Below are 16,951 nucleotides of genomic sequence, written 5' to 3'. Positions count from 1 at the left end.
GCGGGCCGCGCACGCGGCCCGCCCCACACAGACAATCTTCCTTAAAGGCTTGCTTTGCAAGCTCTATTCGATTTTTCATCCATCCCTTTTCATCCTTGCGACAAAGCATGCTCAACTTAATTCCCGTGCTCCATCTGGTTCGGCGGATATCGGGGCACCCAACGCCATCGTGACGATGCACGGGTGCGCCGAGGAGGGGGAACAATGAGGCAGCACACTCAAGAAACGGTCATGGAGCTGATCCAGCTGATGGACCACCTGGACGCGGTCAATCCCTCCATCGTCCCCGAGGAGATCCTGCGAACGCTCCTGAAGATCGTGGGGGGAACCGCCGGATGGATCACACGGCTGGAGGACGAGGCCACAGGCTCGTTCCAGGTGGTGGCTGCCGTCGGGTTGCCGGAGGCGCTCGAAGCGGAAGGGCGAGCACCGCTGCGGTGGTCGCCGTGTCGCTGCCAGCGCATGCTGCGGGAGGGCCAGCTGACCGAAGCGATGCAGATCATCCATTGCGAGCGCCTCGATGCCCTCGGGATATCGAAGGACCATCTCGTCATCCCTCTGCGTTTTCAGGGTCGCTCGTATGGGCTAATCAACCTTCTGGTCCCACCGGATTTCCAGTTGGATGAGCCGACCCGAGGGGCCCTGACCACGATCGGCCGGCTCGGCGGGGTGATCATGGGACACCGGTGGGCCCTCGATCGGCTCCGAGAGGAGCATGACCGCCTGGAGCTCCTGAGCCGGATCGCCCGACTGGCCAACCAGCCGCTCTCCCTGGAGGCTCTCCTGAGCCGCATCACCCAGGAAATGGTGACTTTGCTCCAGGGGGATCGTGGGGCGATCGCCCTGATGGCCGAATCCGGTGACCACCTCCGCGTGGTGGCCGAATACAACCCCGTGGGAACCCCCTCCGGGCTGGGTCTCATAATTCCCATCCACGGCAACCCCTCGATGGAATGGATCCTGCGGGAGCGCCGCCCGCTGGCCATCGCCGACGTGGCCGGAGATCCGATCCTGGGGCCGGTGGGGCCGGTGCTGCAAGCGATGGGGATCTGTTCCCTGATGATCGTCCCTCTTCTCGCGGGGACTCGGCTCATCGGCACCCTGGGGATCGACAGCGTGCACCGGCCCCGCGTCTTCACCGCGGTGGAGATGCGGCTGGCCGAGACCGTCGCCGCCCAGGTGGCCGGGGCGGTCGAGCGGACCCGGTTGCTGGAGATGGCGCAAGCCCACGCCGCTCGGCTGCACGTCCTCTATCAAACCGCCCGGGCCCTGGCCCACCTGGAGGACCTTCCCGCCCTGATGGACCGGGCCGTCCAGGAGATCCTGGCCCATCTCCCCGCTGACGCCGCCAGCATCTACTATGCGGATCATCAGAATCCGGAAACACTTCAACTGTTGGCCTACCGGGGTTTCTCCGCGATCCCGCGCCTCGCCCGGGGGGCAGATGCCGAGACCATCACCGGGCGTGTGGCCGCGAGAGGGACTCCGCTCTGGATAGAGGATTGCACTCAATATCCGTATCCTCCAGCCACCCAGGCGCTGATCGTCCAGGAGGGGTTCCAGAGCCACGCGGCGCTGCCGCTGCGCTACGGGAAGGAGATCGTGGGGGTCTTGAACGTCCTGTGGCGCCGCCGCCGGACCTTCGACGCGGAGACCAGAGGCCTGTTGGAGGCCCTGGCGGATCTGCTGGCGACCGGGATCCATAACGCCCGGCTGCTGGAGCGGACACAACGACAGGCGCAAGAGCTGGCCGCCCTGAATCAAGCCCTCAGCGAAACCCTCCGGCTCCGGGAGGAGATGATCCAAAATGTTTCCCACGAGCTCCGCACCCCCCTCGCCGTGGCCATGGGCTATCTGGAGCTGTTGGCCGACGGTGCGCTGGGGCCTCTGAACCCCGAACAACAAGAGGCGGTGACGGTCAGCCGGGGGCGCCTGCACGAACTTCACCGATACGTGGAGCTCATGCTCACCCTCCAGACCGTTCGCGCCGGCGAGATCGCCCGCATCCCCCTGGATCTGAAGCGCCTGCTGGAGGAGATCCTGCGCCGGTGGCAGGCCCGGATGGATCCCACGCGCTATACCCTGGAGGCGCACCTGCCGCCAGAGGAGGTCTGGCTGTTGGGCGACCCCCAGGGCCTCATCCGGGCGATCGGGGAGGTGATGGACAACGCGATCAAGTTCTCGCCCGGGGGAGGGAAGATTGAGGTCGCTTTAACGAAGCACGAGGGACAGGTGATGCTTCGAATCCAGGATGAAGGGATCGGGATCCCGGAGGAACGCCTGGACCGGATTGGGGAGCCGTTCTACCAGGTGGAGGGCGGGACCACGCGGCGGTTCCCGGGCATGGGGATCGGGTTAGCGGTGGCTCGGGCGGTGGTGGAAGCTCATGGAGGAAAGCTCCTCGTGCGTCCGAGATCCCCTCGGGGGACCGAGGTGGCCCTCATCCTCCCGCTGGCCCACCGGAAATGAATCCGCTGGGCCCCTCCCTCCGAACCGCCTTGCGCTCGCCCTTTCCCACTCCGCTCGGAGCGCGTTCGCCCGTCACCAACCCTGCTCCCGCTCCGGTCCGGCTCTTGACAACATCCGGCCTCTTTCTATAATAAGAGCAAACAACTTGGGAACTGAGATCGAACGGTCATCCTCATATCCGCCCTTAAAGCCCAACATATAGCATCCGGTCCGGTGCGTGATCCGGGATCGACCCTCCCCGGAAGCCCCCCGGGGAGGAGCCCAAGAGCGGAATGATTTCACCACACGGAGGACAGACGCGCGGAGTCTCACTATGGAGCAGGAGGCTATCCCAGCCGATAGCATTCATCGGCTGCCCTCGGATCCGGAATGGGCGATCTTCCGCGTCGAAATCCACCGCAGAGCCCCCGAGGATCCGGAGGGCAGCCGGCTGGTGCGTGAGGCCCACGCCCACGGTCTGAAGGGGCTGCGGGCTTGCCGTGTGGAACGCCTGTGTTTCCTGCGAACCCCCCTCCTCCTCCCCGACGTTGAGCGCCTGAGCCGCCTCTTACTGATCGACCCGATCCTCGAGGAATTCCGCGTCCTGCCGCTCACGGATCCTTCCGCCCTTCCGCCGCCTGCCGGAGCCCCCCACCATTGGGTCGAGGTGACCTGGTGGCCCGGCGTGACCGATCCCGCCGCCGAAAGCCTCCTGCAGGCCGCCCGGGCGGCAGGGTTTGACGTGCGGGAGGCGGCCTGGGGCTTGCGCTTCCTCCTCTGGGGGGATCTGAGCGAAGGCGAGCTGCACCGATTGGCGGTCGAGCTTTGCTGCAACCCAGTGATCCAGCGCTACGCCGTCGACGGCGCCGTTCAACCGCCCTTTCTGGAGCCGTCCCCCTCGGATCGGGCCGTAGAGATCATCCCCATCCGGGAGCTCGACGGGACCGAGCTCCTCGCCCTCAGCGAGCGCCGCCGCTTGGCCCTCGACCTTGAAGAGATGCGCGCCATCCAAGATTACTTCCGCCGTGCGGGCCGGGATCCAACCGACGTGGAGCTGGAGACCCTGGCTCAGACGTGGAGCGAGCATTGCGCCCACAAAACCTTCCGATCCCTCATCCGATACACCGGGCCCGCGCCGGGCGCCCCTCCGGATGCACCCCCTCAAACGATGGAGATCCAGGGCCTGCTCCGCACTTACATTCAGGCCGCCACGGAGCGGGTCGGCCGCCCATGGGTTCGCTCGGCCTTCACAGACAACGCCGGCACCATCGCCTTCGACGAACGGTGGGATCTGGCCCTCAAGGTGGAAACCCATAACCATCCCTCGGCCGTGGAGCCCTTCGGCGGGGCCAGCACCGGCGTGGGCGGCGTGATCCGCGACATCCTCGGGGTCAGCGCCCGGCCGATCGCGAACCTGGATGTGCTGTGCTTCGGCCCGCCGGATCTCCCAGCCTCCGAGCTGCCTCCCGGGGCGCTGCACCCCCGACGGGTCATCGAGGGCGTGATCTGCGGCATCGAGGATTACGGGAACAAGATGGGCATCCCCACGGTCTGTGGGGCGGTTTTCTATCACCCGGGGTATCGGGTCAACCCCCTCGTCTTCTGTGGATGTTTGGGGCTCCTCCCTCGCGGTGCCCACCCTACCACACCGCAGCCTGGCGATCTCATCGTGGTGATCGGCGGACGGACGGGACGGGATGGCTTGGGCGGAGCCACGTTCTCCAGCGCCGCGCTGGAAGGGGAGATCACGGCCGCCCGCAGCGCGGTCCAAATCGGCCACCCGATCCTGGAGAAACAGCTGACAGAGGTGATCTTACAGGCGCGGGACGAGCAGCTCTACCACGCGATCACGGATTGCGGCGCCGGTGGGCTGTCCTCGGCCGTCGGCGAGATGGGTCGCCATCTGGGGGCCTCCGTTCACTTAGATCGGGTTCCGTTGAAAGATCAAAGCTTGCGCCCGTGGGAGATCTGGCTCAGCGAATCCCAGGAGCGAATGGTTCTCGCGATCCCCCCGGAGAACTGGCCGCGGTTCCAAGCCCTCTGTGCCCTCCACGGCGTGGAGGCCGCCGCCATCGGGACCTTCGAGGCCACCGGCCAGCTGCGGCTGTTCTATGCCGGGCGCCTGGTCGGGGAGCTGAACATGGCTTTCCTCCATGAGGGGCGTCCCCAGCGGGTCCTGGAGGCCCGCTGGGCTCCCTCCCTTTCTCAACCTTCCCGTTCCTTATCGCCCTCCCTGGATCCTGCCCACGCCCTGCTTGCCCTGCTCAGCCATCCGAACATCCGGAGCCGCGAGGACGTCCTGCGCCGCTACGATCACGAGGTGCAAGGGGCGACAGCGGTCAAGCCCCTGGTGGGCGCGGCCAGCCACGGCCCCAGCGACGCGGTGGTCCTGGCGCCGCCGGAGATCTTGCCCCCTCACGGCCCGATCGCCGGGATCGCCCTGGCCGTCGGCCTGGCCCCGCTTTACGGAGAGCACGATCCTTATGTGATGGCATGGGCGGCGATCGACGAGGCGTTCCGCAACCTGGTCGCTGTCGGAGCGGACCCCGACCACGTAGCCCTGTTGGACAACTTCTGCTGGGGGGATCCCAGCGATCCCGAGCAACTCGGGGCGCTGGTTCGGTGCACCCAGGGATGTTTCGACGCCGCCCGAGCCTACCGAGCGCCGTTCATTTCCGGTAAGGACAGCCTCCATAACGTGTATGTGGATGCCGAAGGCCGAGCCCACGCGATCCCGGGGACGCTCCTGATCACCGCCGTGGGACGCGTGCCGGACCTTCAACGGACGGTCACGATGGATTTCAAGCGGCCGGGCGATGCCATCTATCTGATCGGCGAATCCCGGCCGGAGCTGGCCGGCAGCCACTACCGGCTGATCGCCCCGGGAACATCCCCGAAAACCGATCGCCTGCCCCAGCCCGTCCCCCAGGCCCTGGATCGAATGCGCGCCCTCCATCAGGCCATCGCCGCCGGACTGGTCCAGGCCTGCCACGACCTTTCCGAGGGCGGGCTGGGGGTGGCGCTGGCGGAGATGTGCCTGGCCGGCCGCCTGGGGGCCGCGATCGATCTGCGTCGCGTCCCCGGCGCCGGGCTGGCCCATGCCGATGAGGAGGTGCTCTTCTCCGAATCGATGGGCCGCTTCCTGGTTGAGGTGCGGCCGGAGGATGCGCCCGCCTTCGAAGCCCTCATGGCTGGTCACCCCGCCGCCCGCATCGGTGAGGTGACCGCCGAGGGATCGCTGCGGGTGATCGGCCTGGAGGGATCGGAACGGATCCATCTCCCCATCGAGGCGCTGGAACAGGCCTGGCGGGGAGAGCTGGCGCCTCCCCTCCAGGCTTCAATGTCTTTCCCTCATCGGCCATCCATCCCCCAGGTGATCTCCCGCCGTCCCCGAGTGCTGATCCTTCAGGCCCCAGGGACCAACCGGGATCGCGAGGCAGCCCTCGCTTGCGAGCAGGCCGGCGGGGAGCCGGAGATCGTTCCGCTCCCACGCTTGCTGCGTGGAGAGCGAGACCTGATGGATTACGCCATGCTGGTCCTGCCCGGCGGGTTCTCCTATGGGGATGACCTGGGGGCCGGAAGCCTGTGGGCGCTGGATCTCCGCCTGCGGCTCGGCGAGGCCCTCGAGCGCTTCATCGCCAGCGGGCGGCCGGTGCTGGGGATCTGCAACGGGTTCCAGGCCCTGGTCAAGGCCGGGCTGCTCCCCGGCCCAGAGTTCCTCGAACCGGATGGGACGCGCATGGTCACCCTGGCCCCCAACGCCTCAGGGCGTTTCGAGTGCCGGTGGGTGTATCTACGGGCCAACCCGCGAAGCCCGTGCCTCTTCACCGAGGGCCTCGACGATCTCCTTTACTGTCCGGTCGCCCACGGCGAGGGGCGCTTTGTTGCCCGATCCGAGGCGATCTTGGATCGCTTGGAAGCCCAGGGCCTGGTCGCTTTGACCTACGTGGATCCCTTCGGTCAGTCAGCGGGCTATCCCTTCAACCCCAACGGATCGCAGCGAGGGATCGCCGGGATCTGCAACCCGGCCGGCAACGTCCTGGGCCTCATGCCCCATCCGGAGGATCATATCTTCCCTTGGCAGCACCCCCGATGGCATCGGGGGGAGAGTGGGGGGCCCGGCCTCATCCTGTTCCAGAACGCCCTGAGGAGGTGCTAAGATGGGTCTTTCGGAGTCCGAACTGCGGGCGGCCATCCCTCACGCGCTGCGCGCGGCCGAGCTGTCGGGGCTTGGGCCGAAGCGCGAGGGAAAGGTGCGGGATATTTACATTTATAAGGATTTGCTCTTCCTCGTGGCCACCGATCGCATCTCCGCTTTCGATCGCGTGCTGGGGGTCATCCCTTTCAAGGGGCAGGTGCTCACTCAGCTCAGCGCCTGGTGGTTCGAGCGGACGCGCGATATCGTGCCCAACCACCTCATCGCCGTGCCCGACCCCAACGTGATGGTGGTCCGCCGAGCCGAGCCCTTGCCGGTGGAGGTGATCGTTCGCGGCTATATCACCGGCGTGACCCGCACCTCCCTCTGGACCCTGTACGCGCAGGGCGAGCGCCGGCCTTATGGGATCCCATTGCCCGACGGCTTGCAGAAAAACGACCCCTTGCCCTGCCCCATCCTCACGCCGACCACCAAGGCGCCCTCCGGCGCTCATGACGAGGTGCTCACCCGGGAGGAGATCCTCAGGCGAGGCCTGGTGCCTGGCGAGCTGTGGGAGAGGATCGAGGCCATCGCCCTGGCCCTCTTCGCCCGCGGCCAGGAGCTGGCCCGGCAAGCAGGGCTGATCCTGGTGGACACCAAGTACGAGTTCGGCATGAGCGACGGTGAGCTGGTCCTGATCGACGAACTGCACACGCCGGACTCCAGCCGCTTCTGGCTGGCGGAGACCTATCGCCGCGGTCATGAGCCGGAGTCCTATGACAAGGAATACGTACGCCTGTGGTTCGCTGCTCGTGGCTATCGGGGGGATGGGGCGCCGCCCGAGATGCCCCCGGAGCTCATCATCGGCGCCGCCGCCCGCTACATCGCTGTCTATGAACGCCTGACCGGGCAGCCTTTCATCCCCGGGGAACAGCCCGGCGCGGAACGGATCGCCCGCAACGTCCACCATTTCTTGGAGCAGGATCTGGCTGCCATCGCCGGGAGGGTTCGGGGATGAAGCCGCTTGTCGTCATCCTGATGGGCTCCCGCTCGGATTTAGAACACGGGAGGTCCGTGGCGCGGGCGCTGGAATCCTTCGGTCTGGCGTGGGAGATGCGGATCGCCTCCGCGCACAAGGTGCCGGACCATCTGCTGAAGCTCCTCCAGGCTTATGAGGCCGACCCCCGCCCCAAGGTTTACATCACCGTCGCGGGGCGGTCGAACGCCCTCAGCGGCCTGGTGGATGGGCAGGTGCGCGCGCCGGTGATCGCCTGCCCGCCGATCTCCGAGGCCTTCGCCGGGGCCGACCTCTTCTCCTCCCTTCGGATGCCCAGTGGGATCGCACCGGCGGTTGTCCTGGATCCGGCGGGGGCCGCCCTGTTGGCTGCCAAGATCTTGGGCCTCGCCGATCCTGAAACGCGGGAACGGGTGGCCCGATTTCAGGAACAGCAACGACAGCGCATCCTCGATGACGATGCGGAGATCCGTGGGGATAGCCCGTCGTAGAGGGCGTTCGCCGGGCCGGAATGGCTACGGAAAGGAGGCGGGAAGATGATCGGGCTGGAATCGGATCGCCCCCGGGAGGCCTGCGGCGTCTTCGGGGTGTTCGCGCCGGGCCAAGAGGCCGCCCGGCTCGCCTTCCTGGCTCTCTGCGCCCTGCAGCACCGCGGCCAGGAAAGCGCTGGGATCGCCACCAGCGACGGCCAGGTCGCTTATCTCCATAAGGGTATGGGGTTAGTCGCCCAAATATTCGACGAGGGCGTCCTACGCCAGCTGCGGGGCCATCTGGCCATCGGCCATACCCGCTACTCGACCACTGGGGCCTCCCATATCCAGAACGCCCAGCCGTTCTTGATCGAAACCCTCTACGGGCCCATGGGCATCGCCCACAACGGCAACCTGGTCAACGCCTGGCAGCTCCGCCGCCGTCTGCTGGAGCGGGGCATCGGCCTTTCCTCCGGCAGCGACAGCGAGCTGATCCTGCAGATCCTGGCCTCCCCGCCGGAGGCCTGGGGGTTCCCGCACGACCTCCCAGGCTCCAGCGCCGATCCATGGGTTGAGCGGATCCGCGCCCTTTTGCGTCTGGCCCCGGGCGCCTACGCCCTGGTGATCCTCACCCGCGAAGCGATTTACGCCGTCCGGGATCCCTACGGCTTCCGCCCGCTCTGCATCGGCGCGCTGGAGGGCGGATATGCGGTCGCCTCCGAGACTTGCGCCCTCCGGCTGATCGGCGCCTGCCCGCTGCGGGAAATGACGCCCGGCGAGATCGTGCGCGTGGACCGTACGGGGCTTACGGTTTTCGAGAGCCCCGTGCCGCCCTCGCCGGCCTTCTGCATCTTCGAGTACGTTTACTTCATGCGCCCGGATTCGACACGGGAAGGGGGAACGATCTACGCAGTGCGCATGGCCTTGGGGCGCCAGCTGGCCCGCGAGGCCCCGGCGAACGCCGATTTGGTGGTGGGCGTGCCCGATTCCGCCACCCCCCACGCCATCGGCTATAGCCTGGAATCCGGCATCCCTTTCGTGGAGGGATTGATCAAGAACCGTTACATCGGCCGCACTTTCATCCAGCCGGATGATCAGATCCGCCAGCGGAGCGTCCACCTCAAATACAGCCCTCTCCACGAGGTGCTGCGGGGACGGCGGGTGGTGCTGGTGGACGACTCCATCGTCCGCGGCCACACCACCCGACAGTTGGTGGAGCTGCTGCGCGAAGGCGGCGCGGCGGAAGTCCATGTGCGGATCGCCTCCCCGCCCATCCGCCACCCATGCTTTATGGGGATCGACATGGCCACCTATGAGGAGCTCATCGCCCACCGCTGGGACGAGGAGGCGATCCGCCAGTTCATCGGGGCGAACAGCCTGGCCTACCTGAGCCTCCCGGGGATGCTCGCCGCCGTCCGCGAAGTGCTCCCCGCCTCGGATGGGGATTACTGTGTGGCCTGCTTCTCCGGCCGTTATCCGGCTCCTATACCGGAGAGGCCCGAAGGATCGGGTAACAGCAAATCCGCCTTCGAGCGGATCCGGAGCGTGCACTGGAGGGCATAGCCGGGAGAGCGGCCAGAAGGCCCGCCCTTGTCGGACGTGCGAAGCCGGCGGGCTGGAGGCTAGCCCCTCGATGGGCTATCTCATTCATTGAGAGAGCACGTCGATCGATCGCAACAGGGCGCTTGGGGCCGTTCTGTGCGCCAGACCCAGATAGGCTTCCATCCGCCGAATCGCATGTGAAAGGCTCTTCCCGTCCTCGGACGCCAAGGGAAACCGAAAGCCCATGACGGATGTCCACGGAAAAAACGGGCACTTCAGTGCCCGTTCGATGCACCAGACCCAGAACGAGTCTCCATCCACTGAATCGCGCACGAAAGGCCCTCCCCACGCATCGAACGCCATGGGGGCCGAAAAACCTTGACCGATGCCCACCCTTCGACATCGGGTTTGGGCAACCAACCCACATCCTGAACAGGATGATCTACTATGGGGAGGAAAGGGAAACGGATCCTGATCGTGGGCTCCGGCGGGCGGGAGCATGCGCTGGCCTGGGCGGTGGCCCGCTCGCCGGAGGTGGAAGCGGTTTACGTGGCCCCGGGGAACGCGGGGACTTCATGGCCTGCAGCGCCTGCACCGGAGAGGAAGCGGCCGCGCGCCCCAGCCAGCTCGATCCCGATCGCCGCCGAAGATGTGGAGCACCTGCTCGCCTTCGCCCGGGAGCAAACCATCGATCTCACCATCGTGGGGCCCGAGGCTCCCCTGGCGCTCGGGATCGTGAACGCCTTCCAAGCCGCCGGGCTGCGGATCTTCGGGCCCACGCAGGAGGCTGCCCGCATTGAAACCTCCAAAGCCTTCGCCAAGGACCTGATGCGCGCCAGCGGGATACCCACCGCGGATTACCGCGTGTTCCACGATCTGGAGGCCGCGCTGCGCTACGTGCGCCGCCGTCCAGGTCCCCTGGTGGTGAAGGCCAGCGGCCTCGCGGGTGGAAAAGGCGCGTTCGTCTGCGAGACCCGCGAGGAGGCGGAAGCGGCACTGATCCGGATCATGCATGAACGGATCTTCGGCGAGGCAGGGGAGACCGTGGTCATCGAGGAGCGCCTGGAGGGCCGCGAGCTCTCCTTGCTGGCCCTTGTCGATGGACAGACGGTGCAGCCCCTCCTTCCGGCCCGCGACCATAAGCGCCTGTGGGACGGCGACCGAGGCCCCAACACCGGCGGCATGGGGGCTTACGCCCCGACCCCCGACGTGGCCCCGAACGATCTCGATAGGATGGTTCGAACCATCCTTCAGCCCGCCGTGGAGGCGATGGCCCGCCGAGGCACCCCCTTCGTCGGCGTGCTCTACGCGGGCCTGATGCTCACCGCCCAGGGGCCATACGTGCTGGAATTCAACGCCCGTTTCGGAGATCCTGAAGCCCAGGCGATCCTCCCCCTGCTGGAAAGCGACCTTCTGGAAGCGATCGAGGCTTGCCTGGAAGGGCGGCTGGGGCGGGTCAACCTGGGTTGGCGTCCTGGGGCGTGCGCCACGGTGGTCCTGGCGGCCCCCGGATATCCCGGCCCAGTCCCGAAGGGGCTCCCTATCCTTGGATTGGAGGAAGCGGAGCGCATGGATGACGTATGGGTGTTCCACGCGGGAACCGCCCGCCGCGATGGGCGTGTGGTGACGGCCGGTGGGCGAGTGCTCGCGATCAGTGCCTGGGGGCCGGATCCGCGGACGGCAGCAGACCGGGCTTACGCAGCGGTCTCGCGCATCCACTTCGAGGGAATGCAATTCCGTCAAGATATCGGCCGCGCCTGTCCGCCTTAAAGGAGGTTCTCCCGATGGAACCGGCAGCGTCCTACGCGCGGGCGGGCGTCCATCTGGACGCCGCCCGGGAGATCCTGGATCGGATCGCCGATGCAGTCCGCTCCACCTATCGGCCGGAGGTGATCGCCGGCCTGGGGGCCTTCGCCGGCCTCTATGGAGCCAATGTCCTGAAGACGATGGCCGAGCCGGTCTTGGTGGCCTCCACCGACGGTGTGGGCACCAAGCTCAAGGTGGCCGCTCGTCTGAGGCGCTGGGGGGCCATCGGTTATGACCTCGTCCACCACTGCGTGAACGACATCCTGGTCCACGGGGCCCGCCCGCTCTTCTTCCTGGATTACATCGCCGCGGATCGTCTGGATCCCGAGGTGGTGGTGCCCATCGTGGAGAGCGTCGCCGCCGCGTGCCGGGAGGTCGGCTGCCCGCTGCTGGGCGGGGAGACGGCGGAGATGCCTGGAGTCTACGCGCCGGGCGAGCTGGATCTGGTGGGAACCATCGTCGGGGTGGTGGAGCGGAGCCGGATTCGAGACGGCCATAGCATCCGGCCGGGGGATCGGCTGCTGGCCCTTCCCTCCAGCGGGCTGCACACCAACGGTTATAGCCTCGCCCGCGCCGTCCTGGGCGACCTGGATTGGGAAAAACCGCACCCGGAGCTGGGCACCTCCATCGCCGAAGCTCTTTTAGCTCCTCATCGCTGTTATCTGGGGTTCCTTCAGGCGATGGAGGAAGCAGGCATCGAGCCCAAGGGGGTAGCCCACATCACCGGCGGCGGCGTTTACGAGAACCTCCCCCGCATCCTCCCCCCAGGGACAGCGGGCGTGCTCCATCGGGGGACATGGCCGGAGCCGCCCATCTTCGGGCTGATCCAGCGCCTGGGCCAGGTCGCCATGGAGGAGATGTTCCACGTGTTCAACATGGGCCTGGGGATGATCCTCGCGGTCGACCCCGAGGCCGCCGAACGGGCCCTGGCCCTTTGGCCCGGGGAGCTCTTCGCGGTGGGAGAGATCGTGGAAGGCGATCGAACGGTGTACATCGTGTGGGAGTAGGCCTCGCCCCTGCCCTCGAAGCAATATGAACCCGGGAAATTATCGCCTAGTTGTCCTGATCTCCGGTTTCGGCAGCAACCTGCAGGCGATCCTGGACGCCTGTGCGGACGGGCGTCTTCCGGCGAAAGTGGTGCTGGTGGTTTCCAACCGTAAAGACGCTTTCGGGCTGGTGCGGGCGCAACGGGCCGGGATCCCAACCCTCTATTTCCCCCTCAAGCCGTATCGCGAACGCGGGCTGGACCGCACAGCGTACGACCGGGATCTGGCGGAGCGGATCCTCCCCTATCGGCCCGATCTCATCGTCCTGGCCGGCTGGATGCACATCCTGAGCTCGGCCTTCCTGGAGCGCTTCCCGGGACGGGTGATCAACCTCCACCCAGCCCTCCCGGGCATGTTCCCCGGCATGCGTGCGATCCAGCGGGCCTTCGAGGCCTACCGACGGGGCGAGATCGCCTACAGCGGGTGTATGGTGCACATCGTGACGCCGGCGGTGGATGAAGGGCCGGTGCTAACCCATCGGGTCGTGCCCATCTATCCTGAGGATACCCTGGAAACCTTCGAAGCGCGCATGCACGAAGCGGAGCATCAAGTCATCCTGGAGGGGATCCGAGCAGCCCTTCAAATGCTGTCCCGCTCAGAGCAGGCCTGACGCCTTAATTCGCTGTTTCGCGCTCATCAGGACACGGTAAAGTCCCAAAAAGATCCGAATCATCAGGGCCATCAACGGTCCGTAATGCTTCGCCGTGAATCGGATCAAACTCCGGTAATATAGTTCGCTGGCCAAAGGCCGGTCGGGCAACGAGGCGCCCCCGATGTGCACCACTGCGAATCGTGGATCATACAGGACCCGCCACCCTGCCCTTCTCATCCGCAGGCACCAATCATTGTCCTCGAAATAGAGGAAGAACCCCTCATCGAGGAGACCCACCTGCTCAATGACCTCCCGGCGCACCAGCATGCAAGCCCCGGAGACCCAATCCACCTCAAGGGGCTCTTTTACATCCCACCGGTGCATGGGGCCAAGCCCGAGGAACGCCTTCAGGCCGCGTCGGAGAAGATACCCAGGGGATTGATCCCCTCCGAACGCAAAGGCCTGGGGCTTCCCGTCCGGGGTGCGTAACAGAGGAGAGAGCGCCCCCACATCCGGCTGGGCCAGCAGGGCTTCGGCGGCCGTCTGTAAGACATCGGCCGAGGTCAGGACATCCGCGTTCATCAGAACGATCACCCGGCCCTTCGCCCGGCGCAGGCCCAAGTTGCTGCCCGCCGCGAATCCGAGGTTCCGCTCGCTGCGGATCAACTGAACTTCGGGGAATTTCTCTGCGACAGCGGAGGCCGTGCCATCTACAGAGCCGTTATCCACCACAATCACCTGCCACCCTAGCGCGCGGGCCTGATCATAAAATCCCGACAAGCATTGAAGAACAAGATCCCGGGTGTTATGGGCGAGAACGATGATGGAGATCAGAGCGCTCCGGCTTTGCTCCTTCAGCATCTCTATTTCCCTCAAGCCCTTTGAGAGAGACAAAGTGCTAGGTTGTCAGGCGGCCAATTCGATCTCCCCCCAGCAAAGCTGCTGGTAAAAGTTGGCCGTTCGCTCGGCAACCACTTCCGAACGATAGAGTGAAGCGACACGCTTGTGCCCTTGCTCCGCCAACTTATGGCAAAGCTCATGCGACTCTCTCAGACTGCGCAGACGCTCCGCCAGGGCCACAGCATCCCCTTCGGGGAAGATGAGCCCGGCGTCGCCGATCACCTCAGGGATGGCGCCGGAATCAGAGCCCACCACCGGCACGCCACAAGCCATCGCCTCCACCAGGATTCGCCCGAACTGTTCCTTCCAAACTGGCGTGGTGCGAGACGGAAGGACCACCACGTTCACCTGGGCCAGGAGTTCCGGCATTTGTTCCGGCGAAACGGGTGGAATCCAGCGGACCCGGTCGCTGATCCCTAAACCCCGCGCCAGGGCCTGAAGCGCAGTCCGTTGCGGGCCGTCGCCGATCAACCACAGCTCCACTCCGGAGCCCAGACGGGCCACCGCCTCCAACAAAGTGTTCAGCCCCTTCTCCGGCACAAAGCGGCCGGCGTAGGCCACCCGGAACGTCGCTGGGTCCAGCCGGCGCTCCAACGGGCGAAAAACACGCGTGTCCACTCCAATAGGAGGAATGACCTCTGCCGGTCCACCATATCCCATCTCCCGCAGCACCCATATCGCCTCCTGGTTGGCGCAGAGGATGGCATCCGCTTCCTGGAGGGAAATCCGGGTGACCCACCACACGTACCAGCGCTTGGGGCGGTTGACGTTCTGCCAGGTATGCAGGATCAACTTCGCCCGAGGAGCAAACAAGCGCCTGGCCAGCACAATCTGAAGCGCCGCCAGGCTATCGGGTTCTTCCTCCGCGTGGATAATATGGGGACGTGCTGATGGCAAGCGAAAGGTGAGAGTCCGATAGAGCGCCCGATGAGGATCATTGACCCTCCCCAACATGGGCAACCGGATCACCTGACACCCCGGCACCACCGGGTTCACCGGCTTCCGGCCGTACTCATCCTGCCACTCGGCTGGGCGGATGAGCCAGAAAGAGAAGTCAGGCCGGGCGGCCATGAGCTCCAATTTGCGTTCCATAGAAGGAGCGCGATAACGAGCGACATGAAGCACCCGTATCACACCGGACACCAAGCAAGCGCCTCCAGGGTAGCAACAAGATCATCCTGCGGATAGGCGACTTTCTACCGCGCCCGCCCCAGAAGACGAACAGCCTGCCAGAGAAACAGGGCCGGCAGCCAGGGTCGGGCGCTGCCTCCGCGCAACCGGAGGCATGGGATCCACCAAGTTGGGGCGGCGATCCGAGCAACGAGCATACCGGAAACCGTGCTTGACCCAGACGAGCTCGGCGGGCGCGCTGGAGCGGATGGGACAAGGGGAGAGCGATTCTTGCGCTCCAAGAAAAAGGTTGCTCATCGCACCAACCTCCGGACCAAACCAGGAGCCACTGTCCAGAGGCGCCGTACCGGCCCCAGCCCGGCTGCGCGCGCCTCGTCCAACAAGGCGTCTACCATGTGGAGGTGAATATAGACCTCTCGGCGCGCCCGCCACCGCTCCTTCGGTGAAGCGGTGCGCATTGGAGCGAAGAGCTGGAAACCGGGAGCGGAGACGATCGACAACATCCTCTGGACACGGTGCAGGTAGGTGTGCTCCCTTAATGTACGCTGTTGCCCGGCCCGGGCGATTGCCTCGCGCTCCTCATCGTGGGCCAGGTAGTAGGCGATTTTGTCCAGCAGGTCGACATCATCCTGGTAGACCACAATCTCGCGGCCAACCTCAAACAGTTCATCGAGGCCGTTGCGCACCGAGTCGGTTAAGACCAATGCCCCACACGCTGTGCCCTCAAAGATCCGCATGCTCACATCGCCGGCGATGCTGCAATTGAAGACGATACGGGATTGGCTGTAGATTCGCCCGACCTCCTCCGGCGTATAGGCCCGGTAAAAGTCGTTGGTGCGGAAGCGCTCGGCGATCCGTTTCAGCCTTCGAGCGCGGGGCGTTTTCCGATGGGCCAGGGCGATGTTGCCCACAAAGCCGACATCGTAGATGCGAGGGAGTTGGTGATCCCGATGAACATCCGGGGCGGCGGCCAGGGGCAACCAGTAAACCTGATCATGGCCCACAACGCGGCGGAAGCGCTCCAGGTAGTCTTTCTGCGCGATGAAGACGGCGTCGAAGAAGCGCGCGGCCTGCTCCCGCCAGGTCCCCAGGTGGACATCAATCAGATAGCAGGCGGTTGGGATCGGCAGACGCTCTATCCCTGGCGGGAAGTAGCGCCCTGCTGGGTCAACCCAGAGGTAAAGATCTGGTTTCTCCGGGAGAGCGGCGATGATTTCGTCTATCGGGACTGTCGTGTCATAGCCGGCGCGATGGCTGCTGGGCAGACCCACGTAAGTGACCACGTGGCCCAAGGCTTGCAGGGCCCGCTCGATGTGATAACCAGCAGCGGTCGGAAACCAGTTATAGCCGAGGACAATGTGCATTACTCACCGCTCTGTCAACATCCGTGCCAGGATTTTCCGCACCTGCTCCCGGTCTTTGGTGGCGAAATACCAGTCAATCGTCCGCTTCAGCCCCTCCCGGAAGGGCACCTGCGGCTCCCAACCGAGGAGTTTCTTCGCCAAGGAATTATCCGCCACCCGATTCAGCGGGCCCACGGGCATATCCGGCCGAAAGACGATCTCCGCTTTATGACCCGTATATTCCAAAATCATCCTCACCGCATCAATCACCCGCACCCGCTCCATCGTCCCCAGGTTGATCGCCGTGCCGTCGTCGATCTTCTCCGCGGCCAGGAGGGTGCCCCGCACAATGTCCTCCACGTAGGTCCAGTTGCGCACCTGAGTGCCATCCCCCCACACCTCAATGGGATTCTGGCCGATAAACGCCTTGGCGATCAGGGCAATGATCGCATGGTTCTCCACCCCACGAGGACCATACACGGTAAAGTAACGACAGGAAACCGACTTCAGCCCATACTCCCGG

13 protein-coding genes are annotated in these 16,951 nt (G+C 65.5%); 9 read left to right on the top strand and 4 right to left on the bottom strand.

What is annotated here, in order from left to right:
* The 9 genes from ACFMO5_RS09980 to purN all read left to right on the top strand — a co-directional run.
* The coding region (locus ACFMO5_RS09980) for a hypothetical protein (RefSeq protein ID WP_376792599.1) at nucleotides 1-208 on the top strand (208 nt) is incomplete at its 5' end.
* Complete coding sequence (locus tag ACFMO5_RS09975; protein ID WP_376792598.1) at nucleotides 205-2,469, top strand: GAF domain-containing protein; 2,265 nt, start codon at nucleotides 205-207, stop codon at nucleotides 2,467-2,469. The genes ACFMO5_RS09980 and ACFMO5_RS09975, both read left to right, overlap by 4 nt.
* Before the next feature lie 313 nt (nucleotides 2,470-2,782).
* On the top strand, nucleotides 2,783-6,607 hold the full coding sequence (purL, locus tag ACFMO5_RS09970; protein ID WP_376792597.1) for a phosphoribosylformylglycinamidine synthase subunit PurL: 3,825 nt from the start codon (nucleotides 2,783-2,785) through the stop codon (nucleotides 6,605-6,607).
* 1 nt (nucleotide 6,608) lies between these two features.
* A complete protein-coding gene (locus ACFMO5_RS09965; RefSeq protein ID WP_376792596.1) occupies nucleotides 6,609-7,601 on the top strand; it encodes a phosphoribosylaminoimidazolesuccinocarboxamide synthase in 993 nt (330 codons plus the stop codon).
* Nucleotides 7,598-8,089, top strand: coding sequence for an AIR carboxylase family protein (locus tag ACFMO5_RS09960; RefSeq protein ID WP_376792595.1), 492 nt, complete (start codon nucleotides 7,598-7,600; stop codon nucleotides 8,087-8,089). The genes ACFMO5_RS09965 and ACFMO5_RS09960 overlap by 4 nt, the downstream gene beginning before the upstream one ends.
* A gap of 45 nt (nucleotides 8,090-8,134) precedes the next feature.
* Nucleotides 8,135-9,631 carry an amidophosphoribosyltransferase gene (gene purF, locus ACFMO5_RS09955; protein ID WP_376792594.1) on the top strand — a complete coding sequence of 499 codons (1,497 nt, stop codon included), beginning with the start codon at nucleotides 8,135-8,137 and terminating at the stop codon, nucleotides 9,629-9,631.
* 426 nt (nucleotides 9,632-10,057) lie between these two features.
* Nucleotides 10,058-11,380: a phosphoribosylamine--glycine ligase gene (purD, locus tag ACFMO5_RS09950; RefSeq protein WP_376792593.1), complete on the top strand. Its 1,323-nt coding sequence runs from the start codon at nucleotides 10,058-10,060 to the stop codon at nucleotides 11,378-11,380.
* A 14-nt stretch (nucleotides 11,381-11,394) separates the two neighbouring features.
* The gene (gene purM / locus ACFMO5_RS09945; RefSeq protein ID WP_376792592.1) at nucleotides 11,395-12,423 is read left to right on the top strand and encodes a phosphoribosylformylglycinamidine cyclo-ligase; all 1,029 of its coding nucleotides are present in this window, start codon (nucleotides 11,395-11,397) and stop codon (nucleotides 12,421-12,423) included.
* A 25-nt stretch (nucleotides 12,424-12,448) separates the two neighbouring features.
* Complete coding sequence (gene purN / locus ACFMO5_RS09940) at nucleotides 12,449-13,072, top strand: phosphoribosylglycinamide formyltransferase (RefSeq protein ID WP_376792591.1); 624 nt, start codon at nucleotides 12,449-12,451, stop codon at nucleotides 13,070-13,072.
* Here the strand turns inward: purN and ACFMO5_RS09935 are convergent.
* The 4 genes from ACFMO5_RS09935 to ACFMO5_RS09920 all read right to left on the bottom strand — a co-directional run.
* Nucleotides 13,058-13,915, bottom strand: coding sequence for a glycosyltransferase family 2 protein (locus tag ACFMO5_RS09935; protein ID WP_376792590.1), 858 nt, complete (start codon nucleotides 13,913-13,915; stop codon nucleotides 13,058-13,060). The two genes, purN and ACFMO5_RS09935, sit on opposite strands and share 15 nt — an antisense overlap.
* A 45-nt stretch (nucleotides 13,916-13,960) precedes the next feature.
* Nucleotides 13,961-15,097 (bottom strand): glycosyltransferase, encoded by a 1,137-nt coding sequence (locus ACFMO5_RS09930; RefSeq protein WP_376792589.1) that lies wholly within the window; start codon nucleotides 15,095-15,097, stop codon nucleotides 13,961-13,963.
* A gap of 281 nt (nucleotides 15,098-15,378) precedes the next feature.
* Entirely contained in the window at nucleotides 15,379-16,449 is a 1,071-nt protein-coding gene (locus ACFMO5_RS09925; protein WP_376792588.1) for a glycosyltransferase, read from the bottom strand.
* A gap of 3 nt (nucleotides 16,450-16,452) precedes the next feature.
* Nucleotides 16,453-16,951: NAD-dependent epimerase/dehydratase family protein (locus ACFMO5_RS09920; RefSeq protein WP_376792587.1), on the bottom strand; the 499-nt coding region annotated here is incomplete at its 5' end.

Source organism: Thermoflexus sp. (assembly GCF_042408365.1).
Classification (GTDB): Bacteria; Chloroflexota; Anaerolineae; order Thermoflexales; family Thermoflexaceae; genus Thermoflexus.
The sequence above is the reverse complement of the archived record's forward strand: the minus strand, read 5'-3'. Positions and strand labels throughout refer to the sequence as shown.

Excerpts from the sequence above, each read along its gene's own strand:
- ACFMO5_RS09975 (WP_376792598.1), top strand. The coding sequence starts at position 205 with ATGAGGCAGCACACTCAAGAAACGGTCATGGAGCTGATCCAGCTGATG.
- purL (WP_376792597.1), top strand. The coding sequence starts at position 2,783 with ATGGAGCAGGAGGCTATCCCAGCCGATAGCATTCATCGGCTGCCCTCG.
- ACFMO5_RS09965 (WP_376792596.1), top strand. The coding sequence starts at position 6,609 with ATGGGTCTTTCGGAGTCCGAACTGCGGGCGGCCATCCCTCACGCGCTG.
- ACFMO5_RS09960 (WP_376792595.1), top strand. The coding sequence starts at position 7,598 with ATGAAGCCGCTTGTCGTCATCCTGATGGGCTCCCGCTCGGATTTAGAA.
- purF (WP_376792594.1), top strand. The coding sequence starts at position 8,135 with ATGATCGGGCTGGAATCGGATCGCCCCCGGGAGGCCTGCGGCGTCTTC.
- purD (WP_376792593.1), top strand. The coding sequence starts at position 10,058 with ATGGGGAGGAAAGGGAAACGGATCCTGATCGTGGGCTCCGGCGGGCGG.
- purM (WP_376792592.1), top strand. The coding sequence starts at position 11,395 with ATGGAACCGGCAGCGTCCTACGCGCGGGCGGGCGTCCATCTGGACGCC.
- purN (WP_376792591.1), top strand. The coding sequence starts at position 12,449 with ATGAACCCGGGAAATTATCGCCTAGTTGTCCTGATCTCCGGTTTCGGC.
- ACFMO5_RS09935 (WP_376792590.1), bottom strand. The coding sequence starts at position 13,915 with ATGCTGAAGGAGCAAAGCCGGAGCGCTCTGATCTCCATCATCGTTCTC.
- ACFMO5_RS09925 (WP_376792588.1), bottom strand. The coding sequence starts at position 16,449 with ATGCACATTGTCCTCGGCTATAACTGGTTTCCGACCGCTGCTGGTTAT.